The organism is Chryseobacterium sp. GM_Chr_2, assembly GCF_026540445.1.
GTDB lineage: Bacteria > Bacteroidota > Bacteroidia > Flavobacteriales > Weeksellaceae > Chryseobacterium.
Genome location: NZ_JALNUD010000010.1, coordinates 133132 through 153781 on the forward strand (window position 1 = coordinate 133132; position 20650 = coordinate 153781).

The 20650-nt window shown below is 34.3% G+C and carries 19 protein-coding genes; 12 read left to right on the forward strand and 7 right to left on the reverse strand.

Features of this window, described 5'->3' with window-relative positions:
- Positions 1–6: 6 nt before the first annotated feature.
- Positions 7–777 (reverse strand): class I SAM-dependent methyltransferase, encoded by a 771-nt coding sequence (locus tag OXQ85_RS15505; protein WP_267405625.1) that lies wholly within the window; start codon positions 775–777, stop codon positions 7–9.
- 215 nt (positions 778–992) lie between these two features.
- On the opposite strand from OXQ85_RS15505, the gene OXQ85_RS15510 reads away from it, so the two are divergent.
- The 9 genes from OXQ85_RS15510 (at position 993) to OXQ85_RS15550 (ending at position 9729) form a co-directional block, all read left to right on the forward strand.
- Positions 993–1835: a glycosyltransferase gene (locus tag OXQ85_RS15510; protein ID WP_267405626.1), complete on the forward strand. Its 843-nt coding sequence runs from the start codon at positions 993–995 to the stop codon at positions 1833–1835.
- Between the two features lie 2 nt (positions 1836–1837).
- On the forward strand, positions 1838–2992 hold the full coding sequence (locus OXQ85_RS15515) for a glycosyltransferase (RefSeq protein WP_267405627.1): 1155 nt from the start codon (positions 1838–1840) through the stop codon (positions 2990–2992).
- Complete coding sequence (locus OXQ85_RS15520; RefSeq protein ID WP_267405630.1) at positions 2989–3552, forward strand: DapH/DapD/GlmU-related protein; 564 nt, start codon at positions 2989–2991, stop codon at positions 3550–3552. Before OXQ85_RS15515 ends, OXQ85_RS15520 begins: the two co-directional genes overlap by 4 nt.
- On the forward strand, positions 3553–4704 hold the full coding sequence (locus tag OXQ85_RS15525) for a glycosyltransferase (RefSeq protein ID WP_267405633.1): 1152 nt from the start codon (positions 3553–3555) through the stop codon (positions 4702–4704).
- A 12-nt stretch (positions 4705–4716) separates the two neighbouring features.
- Positions 4717–5271, forward strand: coding sequence for a serine acetyltransferase (locus tag OXQ85_RS15530; protein ID WP_267405634.1), 555 nt, complete (start codon positions 4717–4719; stop codon positions 5269–5271).
- A gap of 367 nt (positions 5272–5638) precedes the next feature.
- Complete coding sequence (locus OXQ85_RS15535) at positions 5639–6307, forward strand: carbonic anhydrase (RefSeq protein ID WP_267405635.1); 669 nt, start codon at positions 5639–5641, stop codon at positions 6305–6307.
- 469 nt (positions 6308–6776) lie between these two features.
- Positions 6777–8369: a SulP family inorganic anion transporter gene (locus OXQ85_RS15540; protein ID WP_267405637.1), complete on the forward strand. Its 1593-nt coding sequence runs from the start codon at positions 6777–6779 to the stop codon at positions 8367–8369.
- Between the two features lie 61 nt (positions 8370–8430).
- A complete protein-coding gene (locus tag OXQ85_RS15545) occupies positions 8431–9066 on the forward strand; it encodes a carbonic anhydrase family protein (RefSeq protein WP_267405638.1) in 636 nt (211 codons plus the stop codon).
- Between the two features lie 228 nt (positions 9067–9294).
- Positions 9295–9729 carry a hypothetical protein gene (locus tag OXQ85_RS15550; protein ID WP_267405641.1) on the forward strand — a complete coding sequence of 145 codons (435 nt, stop codon included), beginning with the start codon at positions 9295–9297 and terminating at the stop codon, positions 9727–9729.
- 191 nt (positions 9730–9920) lie between these two features.
- Here the strand turns inward: OXQ85_RS15550 and pth are convergent, their stop codons facing one another.
- The 6 genes from pth to mfd all read right to left on the reverse strand — a co-directional run bounded on the left by pth (position 9921) and on the right by mfd (position 17610).
- Positions 9921–10484 (reverse strand): aminoacyl-tRNA hydrolase, encoded by a 564-nt coding sequence (gene pth / locus OXQ85_RS15555; protein ID WP_267405642.1) that lies wholly within the window; start codon positions 10482–10484, stop codon positions 9921–9923.
- Positions 10485–10573: 89 nt separating this feature from the next.
- Positions 10574–11494 (reverse strand): hypothetical protein, encoded by a 921-nt coding sequence (locus tag OXQ85_RS15560; protein WP_267405643.1) that lies wholly within the window; start codon positions 11492–11494, stop codon positions 10574–10576.
- A 213-nt stretch (positions 11495–11707) separates the two neighbouring features.
- Positions 11708–12451: a hypothetical protein gene (locus OXQ85_RS15565; RefSeq protein WP_267405644.1), complete on the reverse strand. Its 744-nt coding sequence runs from the start codon at positions 12449–12451 to the stop codon at positions 11708–11710.
- 3 nt (positions 12452–12454) lie between these two features.
- Positions 12455–13267 carry a hypothetical protein gene (locus tag OXQ85_RS15570; RefSeq protein WP_267405645.1) on the reverse strand — a complete coding sequence of 271 codons (813 nt, stop codon included), beginning with the start codon at positions 13265–13267 and terminating at the stop codon, positions 12455–12457.
- A 14-nt stretch (positions 13268–13281) separates the two neighbouring features.
- Positions 13282–14106: a hypothetical protein gene (locus tag OXQ85_RS15575; RefSeq protein WP_267405646.1), complete on the reverse strand. Its 825-nt coding sequence runs from the start codon at positions 14104–14106 to the stop codon at positions 13282–13284.
- Between the two features lie 132 nt (positions 14107–14238).
- Complete coding sequence (gene mfd / locus OXQ85_RS15580; RefSeq protein WP_267405649.1) at positions 14239–17610, reverse strand: transcription-repair coupling factor; 3372 nt, start codon at positions 17608–17610, stop codon at positions 14239–14241.
- Positions 17611–18054: 444 nt separating this feature from the next.
- On the opposite strand from mfd, the gene OXQ85_RS15585 reads away from it, so the two are divergent.
- The 3 genes from OXQ85_RS15585 (at position 18055) to OXQ85_RS15595 (ending at position 20611) form a co-directional block, all read left to right on the forward strand.
- Entirely contained in the window at positions 18055–18447 is a 393-nt protein-coding gene (locus OXQ85_RS15585) for a hypothetical protein (RefSeq protein WP_267405652.1), read from the forward strand.
- Between the two features lie 265 nt (positions 18448–18712).
- Entirely contained in the window at positions 18713–18982 is a 270-nt protein-coding gene (locus OXQ85_RS15590) for a hypothetical protein (RefSeq protein WP_267405654.1), read from the forward strand.
- A 129-nt stretch (positions 18983–19111) separates the two neighbouring features.
- Positions 19112–20611, forward strand: a complete 1500-nt coding sequence (locus OXQ85_RS15595) for a GH3 auxin-responsive promoter family protein (protein WP_267405656.1) — start codon at positions 19112–19114, stop codon at positions 20609–20611.
- Positions 20612–20650: the final 39 nt, after the last annotated feature.

Here is a 20650-nt window from a genome sequence, read left to right on the forward strand (position 1 = left end):
AAGAAATTACTTTATAAATGCTCCTATATATTTTTTTTCATGTTCTATAATGGTCGCTTCAATACTATTATTTTCACAAAAATCCTGAAACGCAGAATTGTCCCCAATATCATCACTGATAAAAATGCCGCCTTTCTTCAAATGTGCATACAATTCTTCATATGCCCACATTCTTCCATTATAGCTTTTATCTGAATCATAATGCACGACATCAAACTCAGTACAATCAGCAAAAATCTTTGGTAACGATTCTTTATCGGCAAATCTAAATAATTTCCAGCTATTTTTAAAATTTTCAGGCACAATATATCCTACATATTGATCTCCGTCTTGGGCTAAGTAAGGCATATCTGAACTGAAAAGTGTTCCGTTTCGCTTTTTTAAAGATAAAAGTGCGGCTAAAGAAGACCATCCGTAGGCAACACCTGTTTCTACAACATTTTGTGCTTTTGTAAATTCACAGGCATAATATATCAGCTCTAAAGCACCAGCTCCACCCATTTTAATAGGACATTCAGTTTCTCTCTTTTTAGCTATAGTTAATATTTCATTAAAGTCAGTATCAAATTCCAACTTGTGCACATTAAAGAGTTCTGAAACCGCTTTCTGCTGAGTAACCGATCTCTCGGCTGCCCAGAGATTTGTCTTTTCTTTTCCTTTAAATGCATTGTTTCTATTAACCGTATTTTTTATGATTTTTCTCCCAAGTTCAGGGTAAAGATCGGGACGCTTTACATACGCTACAAACGTCTTGATGACTCTTGTTATTTCGCTCATTGTATTTTTTTATATTGCAAAGCTAGGCATTTTATTCAATTAAAGATCGAATAATCAATTCCTTATGGCTATTTTAATCAAATTAAAATTTATTAGTAAAATATTTCATAAATACCATATTTTTAACCAAAAAATAATAACCAATCTAAAATTACGTTACTGTTATTTTATGAATAATCATCATATTTGCAGTAATTAAAACACACTTTTATTTAATGATGACATTCTCAATTCTCATCGCAAACTATAATAATGGCAAATTTTTTAAAAATTGTTATGATTCAATTATTTCTCAAAAATATACAAATTGGGAAGTTATTATTCTCGATGATTGTTCCACAGACAATTCTCTAGAGCTCATTAATGGGCTTATAAAAGATGACAGCAGATTTAAACTATTTGAAAATGAGGTAAACTGCGGAGTTGGTATTACAAAGGCAAAACTGATAGAATTGGCCAATGGAGAAATTTGCGGTTTTGTAGATCCTGATGATGGTATTTCTCCCGATGCACTTCTTTCAAGTATTACTGTTTTTACGAAAAGTAAGGATGTAGTTCTTACCTATTCCAAATTTGTAAAATGTGATGAAAATCTTCAGCCTTTAGAAATTCCCAAGTTGGCAATGCAAGTTCCAAATGGGGATCCGTATTTTTTCAACTGCCCGGTACACATTGTACATTTTGTTTCATTCAGAAAAGATGTTTATTTACAAACAGAAAAGATGAATACAATCATGAGAATTGCCGAGGATCAAGACTTATATCTGAAAATGTATGAGAAGGGAAAGGTAAAATTCATTAATGAAAACAACTATCTTTACAGAACGCACTCCGGAGGGATTTCTCAGAATGAAAACAGGCCAAAATCCCGAGAATACTTTGCACAGGTAATTTTCAATGCGATGAAACGTAGAAAATTAACAACAATTAACGGAAAAAAAGTTCCGGAAACGTACACAAATTCAAAGGAAATTTATAACTTACTGGATTATCAAACCTCAATTTTTTACCGATTTAAAAAGAAATTGAAAATTTTAATCCAAACCGCTTTTAGCTAATAATGAAAAACGATAAAATTAAAGTCCTCTTCAGGCACCGTTCTATGGAAATGGGCGGTGTGGAAAAGGTTGTTTTAAGCATGCTGAATAATCTCAACCGCGAAAAGTTTGAGATGACGTTATGTTTAAATATGAATCAGGGAGAATTGCGAAACGAAATCCCGCCCCACATTCGAAAAGTTTATCTTACAGAAGGAAAGGAAGATTTGTCAAAAAACCCTGTAATTAAAAAAGTTCAGTTAGTTAGAAGAAGATTAAAACTGAAAGAATCTGAAACCAATCCTAAAATCGCAGATAAAATCTTAAAAGATACTTATGATGTTGAAATTGCTCCCACATATGCTGTTTTTGAAGCAGTTTTGAATTCAAGCAATAAAAACTCAAAGAAAATAGGCTGGTTTCACTCAGATGTTACCGTTCCTAAATTCAAACCATTACTTCCTGCAGTTTTAAGGCAGATTCCTCAGTTTGATTATTTTATTTTTGGATCTCAGCAGACAAAAGATATTTTTGTAAAAACATTTCCTGATGTGAAATTACCGGAAAATGAAGTGATTTTAAATGCAATTCCAATTGATGAGCTACGACAAAAAGCAAACGCATTTAAGCCTGAATTTCCCAACAAACCCGTTTTTGCATCTGTAGCAAGACTACATTCTAGAAAAGGATTTCATAAATTGATGGACGCCCATGCAAGATTATTAAAAGAGGGCTTTGATCATCATATTGTAGTTATTGGCGATGGCGAAGAAAAAGAAAACTTAAAAAAACAGGCAGAAAAGTTAGGCGTTACCAAAAGTTTTGAATTTTTAGGATCTTTACTAAATCCTTATCCTTATGTAAAAAATGCCGATTTTTATATTCTGCCCTCAGAATCTGAAGGCTGGCCATTGATTATAGCCGATACTTTGATTCTCCAAAAACCCATCATTGCCACCAATGTTGGAGGAATTCCGGAAATGATTACCCATGAAGAAAATGGCTATCTCATCAATTATGAAACGGATGAAATGTATGAAGCGATGAAAAAATTCATGACTGAACCAGAATTGATTGCTAAAATCAATAAAAATTTAGAAAACATAGATGAACAGTTCGATAATCAAAAGATTTTTGATGCTGTTGAAAATATAATTTTAAAATTGTCTCACAAATGATATTATTATACAGAATTATCCTGAAAATTCGTTCTCTGTATCAGGATCTGGTAAAAAATGCCGCTATAAAAGTTGCCATCCATCAAGGAATGAAAGTTGGCGAAAATTTATATGTTCAGGGAATTCCCAATTTTGGTTCAGAATGTTTTCTGATTGAAATGGGCGATAATGTTACCATCGCAGAAGGTGTTTCATTTATCAATCACGGCGGCGACGGAAGAGTAACCAAAAGAATTGAAAAATATAAAGACGGAAGAACATTTGGAAGAATAAAAATCGGCAACAACACATTTATTGGAAAAGGCGCCGTACTTCTACCCGGAGTTTCTATAGGAAGCAATTGTATTGTAGGTTCAATGAGCGTTGTAAGCTCTTCTGTTCCTGATAATTCAGTGTATGCTGGGGCTCCGGCAAGATTTATTTGCACCATTGAGCAATATGGAGATAAATTGTTAGCAAACAATACGGTTTATCCTTTAGAACTGGAAAAAGACCGTAAAGCATTAGAAGATTACATCAAAAAAAATCTTCCCCACACTTATAAACCTGTAAGAAAATAGATGTCGAAAAAAAAGAAAATCCTCATTCGAATAGGCTCACTTCGTCACGGCGGCGCAGAAAAAGTACTTGTGACTTTTCTGAAAAATATTTCTCCCGACAAGTATGAAGTTGATTTATTAATTAATTTATATTCAGGAATTTACATTAAAGAAGTTCCATCTTGGGTAAATGTTTTTTATTTGCTTAAAGGTGAGATGATTACCACCAACAAACCTCATGAGATTCCGGTGAAGGCTTACAGAGTTCTTTACCAAAAAATGTTTCTTTGGTTTCCGTCATTGCTTTATAAATTTGTCTTAAAGAACAAAAAATATGACGTTGAACTGGCTGCCATTCACGGGATGTATAAAGAAATACTTTCCAGTCCGCAGAAAGATTCAAAAAAAATTATTTGGGTTCAGAATGATATTTTTAATTTAAAAGATTACACTTCCGAGGTTATCCGTGAATTCTTTAAGTTTGATAAAATCTTGGTTATTTCCAACAAACTTCAGGAAGAAATGCACAAGCTTGCTAAAAATGCCAAAGAAAAAGAGTCAGTTATTAAAATTTTCAACCCGATTGATAAACAAGATACTCTTCAAAAGGCAAATGTTTCAATTGATGACTATCCTTTTAATAATGATATTCCGACATTTGTAAGCGTGGGAACTGTTTATCCTCAAAAAGGCTACGATCGACTATTAGAAGTTCACAAAAAGCTTTTAGATGAAGGTTTAAAACATCAGTTAATCATCATTGGGGACGGTTATGACCTCAACAATATTCAGGCTTTACTTGAAAAATTAGAACTTCAGGAAACGGCAAAAATGCTGGGTTTCCGAAGCAATCCTTATCCTTATTTGAAAAAGGCAGATTTCTATATTATGTCTTCACGACATGAAGGTTTTCCAACGATTATTGCCGAAGCTTTGCTGTTAAACAAGCCAATTTCAGCAACTGATATTTCAGGAATTAAGGATCTTTTACAAGACGGAAAATTAGGAATTATTACTCCAAATTCAGAAGATGGAATTTATGATGGAATGAAAAAATTTCTAATTGACAAAAGCCTTTCTGAGCATTATAAAAAAGAAATAGAACAAACAGATCTACCTTTTGTCTTGGAAAAATCTGTTAAGCATCTTCAGGAAATAATTGATGCGGTATAAATTGTAAAATACATGTCAAACCATTCTATCATACAAAAAGATTTCTACAGAGAAAGCGGAAAATGGCTTTCGGGTTTCCAGCTTTTATCAAAGTGTATTAATCCGAATCTTCATTTTATTTATGTTTTAAGAAAATCTCAAAAGCATCTAAAAACTCCGGGTTTAAATATTTTCTGGAAGTTTGTTTTGAGGCATTATCAGATCAAATATGGTTATCAGATTTATCCAGAAACAGAAATTGGCGAAGGTTTATATTTAGGGCATTGGGGCGCATTGGTGATTAACCCAAAAGCAAAAATCGGTAAAAACTGTAATATTGCGCAAGGTGTAACCATTGGCCAGCAAAACCGTGGAAAATCTCAAGGTTTTCCTACTATTGAAGACGAAGTCTGGATTGGCACTAATGCGGTTATTGTAGGTGGTATTACCATCGGAAGAAATACTTTGATTGCACCAAACTCTTATGTTAATTTTGATGTTCCGGCAGATTCTGTGGTGATGGGAAATCCTGGAAAAATTTATCCTAAAAGCAATGCTACAGAAGGTTATATTAATAATAAGATTTAAACCAATCTTAAAATAATCAACACATTCAAGCAAATAACTTAAAAATATAAATCAACTTTTAATAAGTTGATTTTTTTGTAAACAATTAAGAATATTTTATGTGTTTGAATATTGTTTTCTACCTCAGAGTTTGTAATTTTATCTTAGAATTTTAAGATGTTTAAATTATCAAAAAGGCAAAATTTACGCTTTAATGATAAAAGTAAGATTTAGTATTAATTGATATATATGATTTTAAGCATATTTTAATATTAAATATTGTTAAAAGTGATTAATCTTTCAACAAAAATTATATTTTTGCATTATTGATTTAGTCTATTGAATTTAAAAATAATTTAAACGAAATAAATAATTAAACTTTTAAATTATGTCACAATCGTACGAAAGTATTTTTGAAAACAATAGAAAATGGGTAGAATCTAAGGTTGCAGACAATCCTGAGTTTTTTCATGAATTAGCTAAAACGCAGACTCCTGATTATTTATACATAGGATGTTCAGACAGTAGAGCTACAGCAGAAGAATTGATGGGTGCAAAACCAGGCGAAGTTTTCGTAACAAGAAACATTGCCAATGTGGTAAATACTTTAGATATGAGTTCAACAGCAGTTATTCAATATGCGGTAGAACATCTGAAAGTAAAACACATTATTGTTTGCGGACATTACAACTGCGGTGGTGTAAAAGCAGCTATGACGCCTCAAGATTTAGGATTATTGAATCCTTGGCTGAGAAATATTCGTGATGTGTACAGATTGCATCAGGCAGAATTAGATTCAATTGAAGATGAAGGAAAACGTTATGACAGGCTTGTTGAGCTCAATGTTCAGGAGCAATGCATCAACGTTATAAAAATGGCCTGTGTACAGGAAAGGTATATTTTAGAAGAATATCCTGTAGTGCACGGCTGGGTTTTTGACCTTAGAACGGGTAAGATCATTGATTTGGAGATCGATTTTGAAAAAATATTGAAAGACATCCAAAAAATCTACAATCTTACAAGCTCAGATTGGGTAATGAGCAGGAAAATAAAATAATTTTCTGCTCGAAAAAAAGAGTAAAATGAAATTCTGGAGTATTATTACATTATTATTCGTCTTAAACTTCACAGCACTGCCTAGTATTGCTGCAGTTTTCGGCTGGAAAATAATACGTACGAATATCATTGTGAATGAAGAAGAACCCCATTCTCACGCAACTTCTTTTGTAGTTTATGAAAAAACACTTCCAAAAACTTTAAGCGTATTCGATTACGTAAAGTTTACGGAGCCAGACCTTACGCATAGGTCTTTTATACTGATAGATGATGACTTTCATCTATCTCCCCTACTCAGCATATTTTCTCCGCCTCCGGAAGCCTAATTTTTAAGTATAGTTAGATTTTTTATCGTATTCATTATCATTTTGATGGTATTGAATCGACGCGTGCTTTAAAAATTAAATTTCCAATCTTTTTATAATGGGTTAATCACAGCTGACCTGTTATAATCACAGCATTTTCATATCATGAAAAACACATCATTAATAGGAGGAATAAAGGAGAATTTCCCTTCAGGACTCGTTGTATTCTTAGTAGCACTTCCTCTTTGTTTAGGAATTGCATTAGCATCAGGAGCACCACCATTGTCAGGTATCATTGCCGGTATCGTGGGTGGTTTGGTAGTAGGAACTATAAGTAACTCGAATATTTCGGTTTCTGGCCCTGCTGCAGGTCTTACGGCGATTGTCTTAACGGCGATCACAGATTTAGGTGCATTCGAACTTTTTCTTTGTGCAGGAATTATTGCGGGGCTTATCCAGTTGGTTTTAGGCTTCGTTCGAGCAGGAAGTATATCCAATTACTTCCCGAATAACGTTATTGAAGGAATGCTTGCCGCCATCGGTATCATTATTATTTTAAAACAAATCCCCCATGCATTGGGATTCGATAAAGACTATGAAGGTCACGAATCTATCTTTGATAACGGCCTTAATTTCAATTATTTTACCGAACTGTTCGGAGCAGTTCATCCTGGAGCCATTATTGTAACCTTGGTTTCAGTAGGAATTCTTTTAGCTTGGGACAAAATCCCGACCCTAAGAAGGATGAAAATGCTTCCCGGAGCTCTTGTAGCTGTAGTTGCAGGTATTTTATTAAATGAAATTTTTAAACTGACAGGAAGCTCTTTAGCAATTAGCCCAAAACATTTAGTTGTTTTGCCTATTCCGCAGTCGTTTGATGATTTCAAAAATCTTGTTACGATGCCCGATTTCAACGGATTCACCAATCCTAAAGTATGGATCGTAGGGGCAACCATTGCCATTGTAGCTTCTATTGAAACCTTACTTTGTATCGAGGCATCCGACAGATTAGACAGACAAAGAAGAATAACAGATACCAACCTAGAATTAAAAGCTCAGGGAATCGGAAATCTTATCAGTTCATTTATTGGTGGGCTTCCGATGACTTCAGTTGTCGTAAGAAGCTCTGCGAATGCTAATGCAGGTGCTACTTCAAAATTATCAGCGATCATTCATGGAGTTCTCCTATTAATTTGTGTATTATCAATTCCGATGATTTTAAACCTGATTCCATTAGCAACATTGGCGGCAGTTTTGCTTTTGGTGGGATATAAATTAGCAAAACCAGCAACATTCAAACATTTCTGGCATTTAGGAAAATTCCAGTTTATTCCGTTTGTGGCGACGGTAATCGCCGTGGTTGCAACCGATTTGCTAAAAGGTGTGGGAATTGGTTTAGCCATTTCCGTTTTCTATATTCTTCAGGGAAATATGAAACGTGCTTATTATTTAAGCCGTGAAAAACTGAACGATGCAGACGGAATTAATATCAAACTGGCTGAGGAAGTTTCATTTTTGAATAAAGCAGCGATTAAAAAAACGCTAAAAAACATAAAAGCAAATTCTAACGTAACCATTGATGCGAGAGGAACATCCTATATTGCGACGGATGTATTGGAAATGATACAGGATTTTGCCAATATTCGCGCCAAAGAAGAAGACATTAATGTGGAACTATTAGGCTTCAAAACTTCATACAGAGACTATGAAAGGGATGAAGACTCTCACATTTTGGTTACTCATAAAAGAGCAATGTAAGCTCATTTCAATAATTTTTTTAACTTTAAAAAAGTAAAATTTAATAATAAACAATAAAAATATGAAAGCACATACGTCTGAAACTCAGTCAACAATTACTCCAGAGAAAGCATTAGAGTTTTTAAAGGAAGGAAACCAAAGATTCGTAAACAATTTAAAGGCAAACAGAGACCTTTTGGAGCAGGTAAACGCGACAAGAGAAGGGCAATGGCCTTTTGCTGTGGTTCTTAGCTGTATCGACAGCCGTACTTCTGCGGAACTGATCTTTGACCAAGGACTGGGAGATGTTTTCAGCATCAGAATTGCAGGAAATTTTGTTAATCAGGATATTTTAGGATCAATGGAATTCGGTTGTAATGTAGCCGGTTCTAAACTGGTTGTTGTTTTAGGACATACAAAATGTGGCGCTCTGAAAGGAGGTCTTGATGCTGCGCAAATCGAAGGTTTAGGAATGGATAATTTGAATCATTTGATTAATCATTTCGATCCTATCATTAAGGAAGTAATCGAAGAAGGTGAAGAGCGTTCGTCTAAAAACAGTTCTTTGTTGGAAAGATTAAACCAACAAAATGTAAAGAGCGCGATCGAAGATATCCGCAAGCAAAGTTCAACACTTAGAAACCTTGAAACTGAAGGTAAAATCAAAATTGTAGGGGCTAACTACGATGTTGAAACGGGTGTTGTAACTTGGTTATAATTAAGAATGTTATAGTTAGATAGATTGGAAATTAAATTTTTAAAAGTACAACTATTGGCCATCGGAATTTTTCGGTGGCCTTTTTTTGTAATTCGTTGACAGTTGATTCTTTTGGGTTGATTGTTTTTAAAACACATATTTTTAATAGAGTTTTAACTAAAAGGCAATTTCAGTACATTTTCAAAATACCTACATTTGATATTCTAAAAATTTACGATTAATCAACTTATGAAAATACAGTTCAAAATATTTCTCTTCGGAATTTTATTTTTTCTAAACGGATTTACAAAAGCTCAGGAAACATCCAAAAAAGCAATTGACACTTTATCTTATCTGAGAAAATTTGAAATGAACAAGGATAAATACATTGGTAAACGTTTCGGATTGCTAATAAAAGATATGGTTCAGATGCAGCCAAAAATGGCAAAATCTACCTTCAATGAAGATGTAAATAATCCGATGACAAGCACCAGTTTCAGGTTTTCTGAAAAAGATTTTGATAACGATAACGACCTTACTTTAATTGTAAAGTGGAGAACAGATGATATTCCCACAGGGCCAATTCAGTTTGCGGAAGAAGGAAATAATTATCGCTTCACCGTTGGGCAGAAAAATATGATGGAAAAGAAAATCATAAAAGATATTGCCGTCGTCGGCAAATAATTTGAATTCGGCATAAGAATTTGGCTGAAAGCTGGAAGATCTTAAGTTCTTCATTCTGTAATGATGACAAAAATTCAAAGAAAAAAGGGAAGATTTTGATTTTTATAACCTTACATAGCTTCCCTCTTCCAGCCCCGAGCTTCCATCCTCTATAACCTGAAAAAGTATATTATTTAATTTATCGTCGTATTTTATTTTCCATTAAAAGCAGACATTGTATTATTAATTCCAGCAAAAACGAAGGATAAAGAAGCCTTTGTAAACTTTTCAATTCTTTCGGAAAGCTTTTCAGATTCTTCTGCATTCCATGTTCCTAAAACGTAATCCACCTGTCTTCCTTCAGAAAAATCAGCAGAAATTCCGAAACGAAGTCGCGCGTAATTTTGAGTTTGCAATACTTCATAGATATTTTTCAATCCGTTATGACCTGCATCAGAACCTTTTCCTTTTAACCTCAACGTTCCGAAAGGTAATGCCAAATCATCCGTAACAATCAGCACATTTTCCAACGGAATATTTTCTTTCTGCATCCAGTATTTCACGGCATTTCCGGAAAGGTTCATGTAAGTATCAGGTTTTAAAACCAAGACTCTTCTTCCTTTGTATTTTCCGTCTGCCATCCATCCGAAATTGGTGGTATTGAATGAAACTTCTAATGTTTCCGCAATTTTATCGGCAACTTTAAATCCTATATTATGGCGTGTATTTTCGTATTCTGCACCTTTGTTTCCAAGGCCAACTATTAAATATTTCATCGAGAAATTTTTTGCAAAATTAAGGCATTAAAAATAAAAAACTCAACCTTCGGAAAGATTGAGTTTAATATTATTTAAAAATTTATTTCTTACAATGGTTTGTAGATATAATTTATTCCGAAACCAACTCTCATATACGTTTGAGGATCGTAAAGGTAATCTGTTGTTAAGAATACCGGGCTCGGAATCGGTGTCATAAGATCTGTAATAGAGATTCTTTTCGGACTGTTTGGTGACAAGATGAAACTTTCTACATCATTTGATTCTGTAGACAATAATCTTGAAATTTTATATCCGAAAGGCAATAACGTAAACGGACTGATCTGTGTATCATAAGAATAATAATCGTATCCGTATTTAGTGACAACTCCACCTCCTACAGGACCATACTCTCTTGTTACTTTAGACACATTATCTCCCTGATATTCATACTTTGTATCTGAATAGTCTGTAAAAACGAAAGGTGTACCAGACGCATCAGGGCCATTTTGCATACCAATCGATTCAAGCTTATCCGTAGTAGCGCTATATTTCAGTGTATAAAGTGATTTTGTCTTTTTATAAAGTGTTTGAGGACCAGGTGTTGTAGAAGGCGGCACAGCTGGAGTTCTTTTAAAGAAAGAACGATTTTCAGAGATTGTTACCAATTTCCCTGTTGGTCCATAAGTGAATAATTGAGAGTAAGAAATACTGTCTTTATCTAATTTATCATCACCATCAAGATCCAAGAACCCCATAAAATCAATTTTGCTGATTTTATCTCCGCTGTAGGAAATATTTGTTATAGAACTACTGTCTGTAAGTACTTTTGTAAGAAGCAACCCGTTATAATGATATTCTGCTAGTGTATCTGCATCCGTAACTTCTCTGAACAGAGCTCTAGGCCCTGTAAGACCGCTATCCGGATTTAAATCGATCAATGAATTTCCGTCTTCATCTATCATTTCTTTACAAGAATGGATAGAAGATAGACCTGCAATGAGTAAAATAAAATAGAAAAGTCGTTTCATTTCCAGGTGTTTGTTTATTTTTCCACAAATATAATTTTTTTTTGAATAAAAAGTATATTTTTATTCATATTATAACGAAAGTATTAATAGAATATTTTTGTTTTACGCTAAAAAAACAAATTCTTTATCAATATTTTAGATAAAATTTGTTCTAAAAAAAACCTGAAAGCAAAAGCCATCAGGTTTTCAAAAATTTATTTATTATTTAAAAGCTTAATAAGGCTGCATTACCGAAGTTGTAAGTACAGATTGCGACATATCAGTATTCAGATACGTATCATTTACTGATCTACCAATTCCCAATGTACCATTATTCAGGTTTCTTTTTGTGCAGGCTACTTTTACAGCATAATTATTTTTTTGAGGTACATTAGTTAACGTAGCATTCAAGTTAAAAATCTTATAAGCCCCGTCTGTACCGATCAAAACATCTGTTCTTACTGCTTTCAATTGATTATCAACAAAGATCCCACAGGCAAATCCTGTAGAAGAATTTGTGTTAGCCGTTTTCTGTGCAGTCGTCTGGAATGTGAAAAATACTTTATTTGTAGACGAGGTTACAGAGTAGGTATCCTGCGTGCCTGGAAGAACTGTCCATGCACTGGTAATTGTCATATTTTCTTCATAAGGATCTGTAGACCCATTAGCTCCGCTAAATTGTGCTCCCGTTTTATCAGATACCGTATTCATAAAAAATACCGACATACTTCCTTGCCCGTCTGCAATTTTGATACTTTTCCAATCGTTTACTGCCAATGCAGAATTGTTGTGTAAAATTGTTCCGGCGGCTCCGGGAGAACCTTTTACTGTATTAGTACCTCCTGTTCTTAATTCCTTTCTTAATCCTAAATCTCCATTAATATCCAGCATATTAACCGGAGTTCTGGTATTTATTCCCACCTGAGCAGAAATAGCCAATGAAAACAATGATAACGTTATAATAAATATTTTCTTCATGATTTAGTTTAAGATTGTATTAAATACTTGAGGAATTTCGTAAACATCAACTTTAAGAGAAGACTGTGTGATGAAATCATCGATATTGGCGGCAACGTTAATTCCAATACCTAATGTAGCCGTAGAGTTATAAGACTTTAATCTTGAACATGCCACGCTTACAGAATGTGAACCTTTGTCTAAATTCGCAGCCATACCAATCTGATTATGGGTAATAAAAGTACTGGCTGCACTACTTGCTTTAAGGTTTCTCTGTCTTAAATTCACCAATTTATCATCCACAAAAATCCCACAAGCATAATCAATAGAAATATCGGGAGAAGAATTCACAGGAAAAGTTGCCTGAACAACGGTTTCAAACTGAAAATACGTTTTGCTGTCTGAGCTGTAAACTGTAAAGTTTTGAGATAACCCGGGAATTTTTTTGAACCTGTTTAAACTCGCAAACGTAGCATCTTTCACCAATGTAGTAGATCTCGAAGCCCCGTTGTTGGATACTTCATTGCTTGTAAAAGTAACCCCGGTTCTATCTGAAAAAGAATTATTAAAGATCAAATAAAATTTATTCGGTTCATACTCCGGAATACGAAGTGTTTTCCAGATTGGCGGATATCCGGCTCCTTGAGAAACCAAAACCTGGTCATTAGCTCCTTCGGAAAGTACATTATCTACCGTATTCAAAACAGCAAGCTTTCCTCTAAGGTTTGTATCTCCGTTTACATCAAGCGTAGATTTTGGCGCTTCAGTTTTTATACCAACTTGCGCAGAAAGGGATAATCCTACAGAAATACATAGGATTGATATTATTTTTTTCATTGAAAAATTTCAGATTAGTTAGCTCTATAGGTTACGTATTCAATAACATCTACTTTGAAATTAGATTCCTGAGTAAATGCATTAGAAATATTATTCGAGTTGCTGATATTACGTCCGATAGCAAATAAATTACTTGCGTTAGACGATTCAGTCTTTCTACACGCGACCTCAATAGTTTGAGTACCTATAGGAACATTCTGTTCGGTATAGTTAAGAGTAAAAATATAATCCTGGAAACCTCCTTTATCATCGTTGTTATTCGATGTAATCTTATCAGGACGTACCGCCACCAGCTTATTATTTCTGAAAACACCACAAGTGAAAGTAACACTTTGCGCCGTAGTAGCTACCGGAGCTTTCATCTCGATTCCTGTCTGGAATTGGTAGGTAAGTCGGTTTTTGGCATTTTTAATTTCAAAAATATTTTTCAGCCCGTCAATCTTCACCCACTTTCCTTTTGTAGGATCTGTAACATCATCTCCAACGCTGTTTTTTAAAATACCGTCTGCCCCAGTACCACTGGAAAGACTTGAGATTCCTGCCTGATCTGATGATAAATAAGAATTGATCAGCTTGTATTGACCTTCTTCAATGAAGGAAACATTCAACGATCTCCAAACAGGAGGTAAACCTTCTCCTTGGGAAACCAACACTTGGCCATTTAATCCGGCGCTTCCTGCCTGATTTGAAGTACCGCCTACTTTTAGCTCTTTTCTTAAGGTAGTCTTCCCGTTAATATCGAGAGTTGCATTGGGGGTACTTATCCCAATTCCCACCTGAGCGTATGCCTGAACCGAGAACATCAGAACAGCCATACATTGATAAATAGATTTTTTCATAATAAGGGACTGCAAAGGTAAATATTTTTTACCAAAAATTCCACTTATTATGTTCTAAATCCATAGAAATAAGTTAATTAGAGCATAGTAATAATCTTATATAAAAGTAGAATTATTTCTATGTTTGGCGAATTAATTTTCCATTTTCAGTATCGATTTTAACAGATAATTCACTTCATCGACATTTATTATGCTGCCTTTTCTCATCATGAGGTGATTTCCATCTTTGCTGATTTTCTCCTTTAGCTGGGCTTCAGACGGGTTTTTTGTAAGATAATTTATGATATGTTTAAACTTGTCTGTCTGGTAAAATTTGTCTTGAGGGTTACTTGGGAAATAGCCCAGAAACACGCCGTTTTTCATCACAATTTTTTCAAAACCGATGTCGGAAGCTAGCCATTTTAGGGCAACACTTTTTAATAAATTTATTGCTTCATTTGGTAAATTTCCGAAGCGATCGATCAATTCTGACTCAAATTTTTGCAGTTCTTCCTCATTTTCGATGTCCGCAATCTTCTGATAAAGCGATAAACGCTCTTCAATATTCGAAACATAAGAGTCCGGAAGCATCAATTCTAAGTCGGTATCAATATTCACTTCTTTTACCGATTTGAATAATTTTTTACGATCTTCCTCATTATCAAATAAGCTTTCAAATTCCTCATTATCTTTCAATTCTTCAAGTGCTTCCTGCATCAGTTTTTGATAGGTTTCAAAGCCCATTTCATTGATAAACCCACTCTGTTCAGCTCCTAAAAGATCTCCCGCACCACGAATTTCCAAATCCTTCATCGCAATCTGGAAACCACTTCCCAAATCTGAAAATTGCTCAATCGCTTCCAATCGCTTTCTTGCATCCGAAGTCATCATATCATAAGGCGGCGTAATCAGGTAGCAGAAGGCTTTTCTGTTGCTACGCCCTACTCTACCTCTCATCTGGTGAAGATCTGCCATCCCGAATCTTTGAGCATCATTAATGAAAATCGTATTCGCATTCGGAACGTCTACACCACTTTCAACAATCGTTGTGGAAACCAAAACGTCATACTTCCCTTCCATGAAGTCCAGAACGTTCTTTTCCAATTGCTTACCATCCATCTGTCCGTGACCTGTAATTACTCTCGCATCAGGAACCAGCCTTTGAATTAATCCAGCAATATCTTTCAGGTTCTCAACTCTGTTGTTGATGAAATAAACCTGACCGTCACGTTGAAGTTCATAAGAAACAGCATCACGAAGAATTTCTTCGCTAAAACCAATCAATTGCGTATCAACAGGCTGTCTGTTTGGTGGTGGTGTTTTAATAACCGATAAATCTCTTGCCGCCATCAACGAAAATTGTAACGTTCTCGGAATTGGCGTTGCTGTTAATGTCAAAGTATCTACATTATTTTTTATTGTTTTAAGCTTATCTTTGACCGAAACTCCGAATTTATGCTCTTCATCAATAATTAATAAGCCTAAATCTTTAAACTTTACAGAAGCGCTCACCAATTGATGCGTTCCTATAATAATGTCTACTTTTCCGTTCTTTAAACCATCCAAGGTTTCAGATTTCTGTTTTGCCGTACGGAAACGATTAACGTAGGCAACATTTACAGGAAAATCTTTCAATCTTTCTTTGAAACTTCTGTAATGCTGAAACGCCAAAATAGTAGTCGGAACCAATACAGCTACCTGCTTTCCATCTGTTGCTGCTTTGAACGCCGCTCGAATTGCGACCTCTGTTTTACCAAAACCTACATCTCCGCAAACCAAACGATCCATAACAGTTGTGGCTTCCATATCTTTTTTCACATCAATGGTTGCTTTTTCCTGATCTGGCGTGTCTTCATAGATAAAACTCGCTTCTAATTCATTTTGCAGGTAAGAATCAGGAGTAAATGAAAATCCGACCGCCGTTTTTCTTTGCGCATATAATTTTATAAGGTCGAAAGCGATTTGCTTAACCTTAGCTTTCGTTTTCTGTTTTAATGATTTCCAAGTCGGCGATCCCAACTTACTTAGAACAATTTCTTTTCCGTCTGGCCCGTTATATTTTGAAATTTTATGAAGTGAATGAATGCTTACATATAATAAGTCTCCATTCTTATAGGTTAGTTTAAAACATTCCTGAATTTTTCCATCATTATTTACCTTCACCAATCCCATAAATTTCCCGATTCCGTGGTCGATGTGAGCAATATAATCACCCACTTTCAAAGACATTAAATCTTTTAAAGTCAACTGTTCCGATTTAGCAAACGTATTTTTCGCTTTATATCTTTGATAACGATCAAAAATCTGGTGATCGGTATACACTAATAATTTATGATCGAGATCTACGAACCCTTCGTGAAGTTCAGACTTGAAACTTTTAAAAGGAAGCTCGTGCTTTAATTCTTCAAAAATAGATTCCAATCTTTCTTTTTGTTTTTCGGTGGAAAAAGAAATCCATGTATCAAAACCTTCACTTTGACGGTCTTCCAAATCCTGAATCAGCAATTCAAAGTTTTTATGAAATGAAGGTTGTGATGTTTGGTTAATGGAGACATCCGTCAATTCAATTAACCCTTCAATCGAAACACTGCTGAAATCTATTGTTTTGAATTTCTTATAATCAAACAAGAATTCCTGATCAGAGATAAACAATTCCTGTGGCGTTCTATGGGCAATATCTTTATTTAAAGTTTCATATTTTTCCAGCGCTTTCTCATAAAATGCTTTTATTTTCTGCATTCCTACGATTCCGTTTTTGGATACCACGAAACTCTCCTCCGATAATAATTGAAGTAAAGAAACCCTACTTCCCGTTACCGAAAAATTCATATTAGAAACCAACTGAAAATCTTTTACTTTATCTATTGAAAGTTGAGATTCAATATCAAATGTTTTAATGCTTTCGACCTCATTTCCGAAAAATGTGATACGATATGGTTTTTCATTGGAATACGAAAAAACATCCACAATTCCTCCTCGTACAGAAAATTCTCCAGGCTCGGAAACGAAATCTGCCTGTTGGAAATTATAATGATTCAACAATTCATCCACAAAATCAAAGTCAAGCTGGTCGCCCACTTTAATATGATGAGAAATCGCCTTGAAATCTTCTTTTTTCAATACCTTTTCCGACAAAGCACCTGCGTAAGCAACAATTACTTTAGGAGATTTACTGGAATTTATTTTATTTAAAACCTCAGTTCTAAGTACCAAATTGGCATTCTGTGTTTTCTCAACTTGATAAGGATCCAGATGAGTTGCCGGAAAGTAAAGCACTTTTTCTTTCCCCAACAGATCCTCCATTTCTGCGTTGGCATATAAAGCATCTTCTTTGTCATCTACCAAATAGAGAACATTTTTTTTGTGCGTAAGAAAAAGCTCGGCTGCAAAAATAGAAACCGCAGATCCCGCGCCTCCTTTTACAGAGATATGATGATTGTTTTCAAGCTGAGCAAAAATTTCTTTTCCAAATTCTTTTTTCAGAAGTTCCGGAAGAAACTTTTCATTGATGGTTTTTAACTGCATAAATAATTATGGTATAAACGACAAAAGCGATTTCGGGAGTTTTCCGAAACCGTTTTTTAGTCTTTACAAAGATACAAAACTAATATTATTTAAAATATTTCTCTTTATAATGAAAAATTTTTGTATTTTTATCACACCAAATTACAAAATAGTAATAAAAAATCACCTTTAAGATTGAATTATTTGCAGTTTGTAATTATTCATATGAAATTATACTTCTAAATAATTTAATTTAAAATTCACGTAAGCTTCGAATTAATTTTCGGAGCTTTTTGTTTTAAGTAATAAAAGTACATTCTTCACATTCATTTAAATCACTATAAAAATTCATCAAATCTTAAATTTTCAATAAAACTTTTAATTAAAAGTTAAAATTCTACACCTTTTGTTTACTGGCATATTGTTTGAAAATTAAACTGTACCAACTTAACGAAATTTAATATTATGAAAAAAACAATGAAGGTCTTCGGACTATTAGTAATGGTATGCTTTATGATCACCGCAATTTCATCTTGTAGCAGAGATGACGACCCCACCAACAACGATTTTTTTGCCGGAACTTATAAAGGAAAGGTAACTTATGTTGATGGTTCAAGCAATATCTCAAAGGATAACGGAAGTGTTTTTGTAACCAAAATTGCCAGCGGAACAAAATACAACTTTGCCTTTTCAGACGGAATTCCAGATTTAAATGGAGTGGAATTTGAACAGCAAGGCGATCACACCCTAGTTATGATCGGATCGAACGGAACTTCTTATATAAGAATTGACAACAATGAATTAAAAATATTTTACACTAAAGATGGCAGAACGTGGACAGCCAACTGTACACGCTAAACCAACTAATTCATGCAATATGTTAGGGATCTGCTTCTTCTTTTCAGAGGAAGCAGATTTTTTTTTTGGATTGGTTTCGGCGGCTTCGCCGCCGAAACCAATCCAAAAAATTCCATCAAAATAATGAAAGGCAAAGGTAACTTTCACAAGCCATTTAATCTTTTTTTAAGCTGTAATAAACTTTAGTTAAGTTTCTAAAAGCTATTTTTTCAGTCCGTTTTTTGTCTACCTTTGACTCAAGAAAAACAAAACAAATATCATTATTATGAAAAAATTTTTAACAGCAATGTCTATAGCTTTAGGACTTGGACTTGCTACTGCTCAGCAAACTGCACCTGCTACTGCAGCTAAAACTCAACAAGTTGCCAAAACTACTAAAACAGCAGCAAAAGCAACGACTGCAGATGCAAAAGCAGCAAAACCGGCAACGCCAGCAAAATTAAAAAAGGATGGAACTCCTGATAAAAGATATAAAGAAAATCAAAAATTAAAAAAAGACGGAACGCCAGATAAAAGATACAAAGAAAACAAATAAACTCAACTTATAGTTGTTATTTTCATAATCAAATTTCGAAGAACCGATGACCACTCATTCATCGGTTTTTTTTGTGTCTTATCTCACAAAAATGGTTTCAGATTCTCTACTTATTTATAAATTTGAACCATGTTAAACTTCCTAAAGAAAAATGCGGCATTGGTTTGGGCAAAAAAACATGTTCAAAAAGCTGAAGAATTCAAGAAAAATGCAGAGAAAAATCAAGAAGATCTTTTATTATCTCTCGTTGCTACCGCCCAAAAAACACTTTTTGGAAGAGAACATGATTTTGAAAACATCAAAAGCGTAAAAGATTTTCAGGAGAGAGTTCACATTGGAGATTATGAAGTGTTGAAACCTTATATTGAAAGAGTAAAAAAAGGACAAGCCAATATTCTCTGGATAGAAACCCCTGAATATTTTGCTAAAACTTCAGGAACAACTTCCGGTGCTAAATATATTCCCATTTCAAAAGAAGGAATGCCTTTTCAAATTAAAGGAGCTCAAAGTGCCCTTTTTCATTATATTGCCAAGAAAAATAATGCTGATTTTGTAAAGGGAAAAATGATCTTTTTACAGGGAAGCCCCGAATTACAGGAAAACTTCGGGATAAAAGTCGGTCGACTTTCGGGAATTGTAGCGCATCACATTCCTAACTATTTACAGAAAAACAGACTTCCAAGTTTGGAAACCAATATGATGGAAGACTGGGAAGCAAAAGTTGATAAAATTGTAGAGGAAACCGAAAAGGAAAACATGACTTTGATTTCAGGAATTCCGCCTTGGCTGATTATGTATTTTGAAAAGCTGATGGAAAAACACGGCAAAAAAATCAAACAAATTTTTCCAAACCTTCAATTAATCGTTACGGGTGGCGTAAACTATGAACCTTACCGCGACAAAATGGAAGAATTATTAGGAGGAAAAGTAGATATTGTTCAGACATTTCCGGCTTCTGAAGGATTTTTTGCATTTCAGGATGATTATACAAAAGAAGGATTATTACTTTTAACCAATCATGGAATTTTCTATGAATTTATTCCGTTGGAAGAATACGGAAAACCAGATGCCAAAAGATTAACCTTAAAAGAAATTGAACTTAATAAAGATTACGCGTTAATTTTAACGACAAACTCAGGACTTTGGGCGTATTCCATTGGTGATGTAGTGAGATTTATTGATAAAAATCCGCACAGAATTTTGGTGAGTGGACGGACGAAACATTTTACCTCAGCATTTGGGGAACACGTGATTGCTTTTGAAGTGGAAGAAGCTATGAAAGCGACTTTGGAAAAACACCCTGCACAAATTACGGAGTTTCATCTTGCACCACAGGTAAATCCTAATGAAGGACTTCCTTATCATGAATGGTTCATCGAATTTGAGAAAAATCCTGAAAATTTAGATCAATTTAGAAAAGAGCTTGATGAGCAATTAAGAAAAAGAAATACGTACTATGATGATCTAATTTCAGGGAATATTTTACAACCACTTCATATTTCAACATTAAAGAAAAATGCTTTTAATGAATATGCAAAATCTCAGGGCAAATTAGGCGGACAAAATAAAACACCGAGACTTGCCAATGACAGAAAAGTTGCAGATTTATTGGAAATATATAAACTTTAAACACATTTTTTCAATTCCAGAAAGGTATATTCAAAAAAA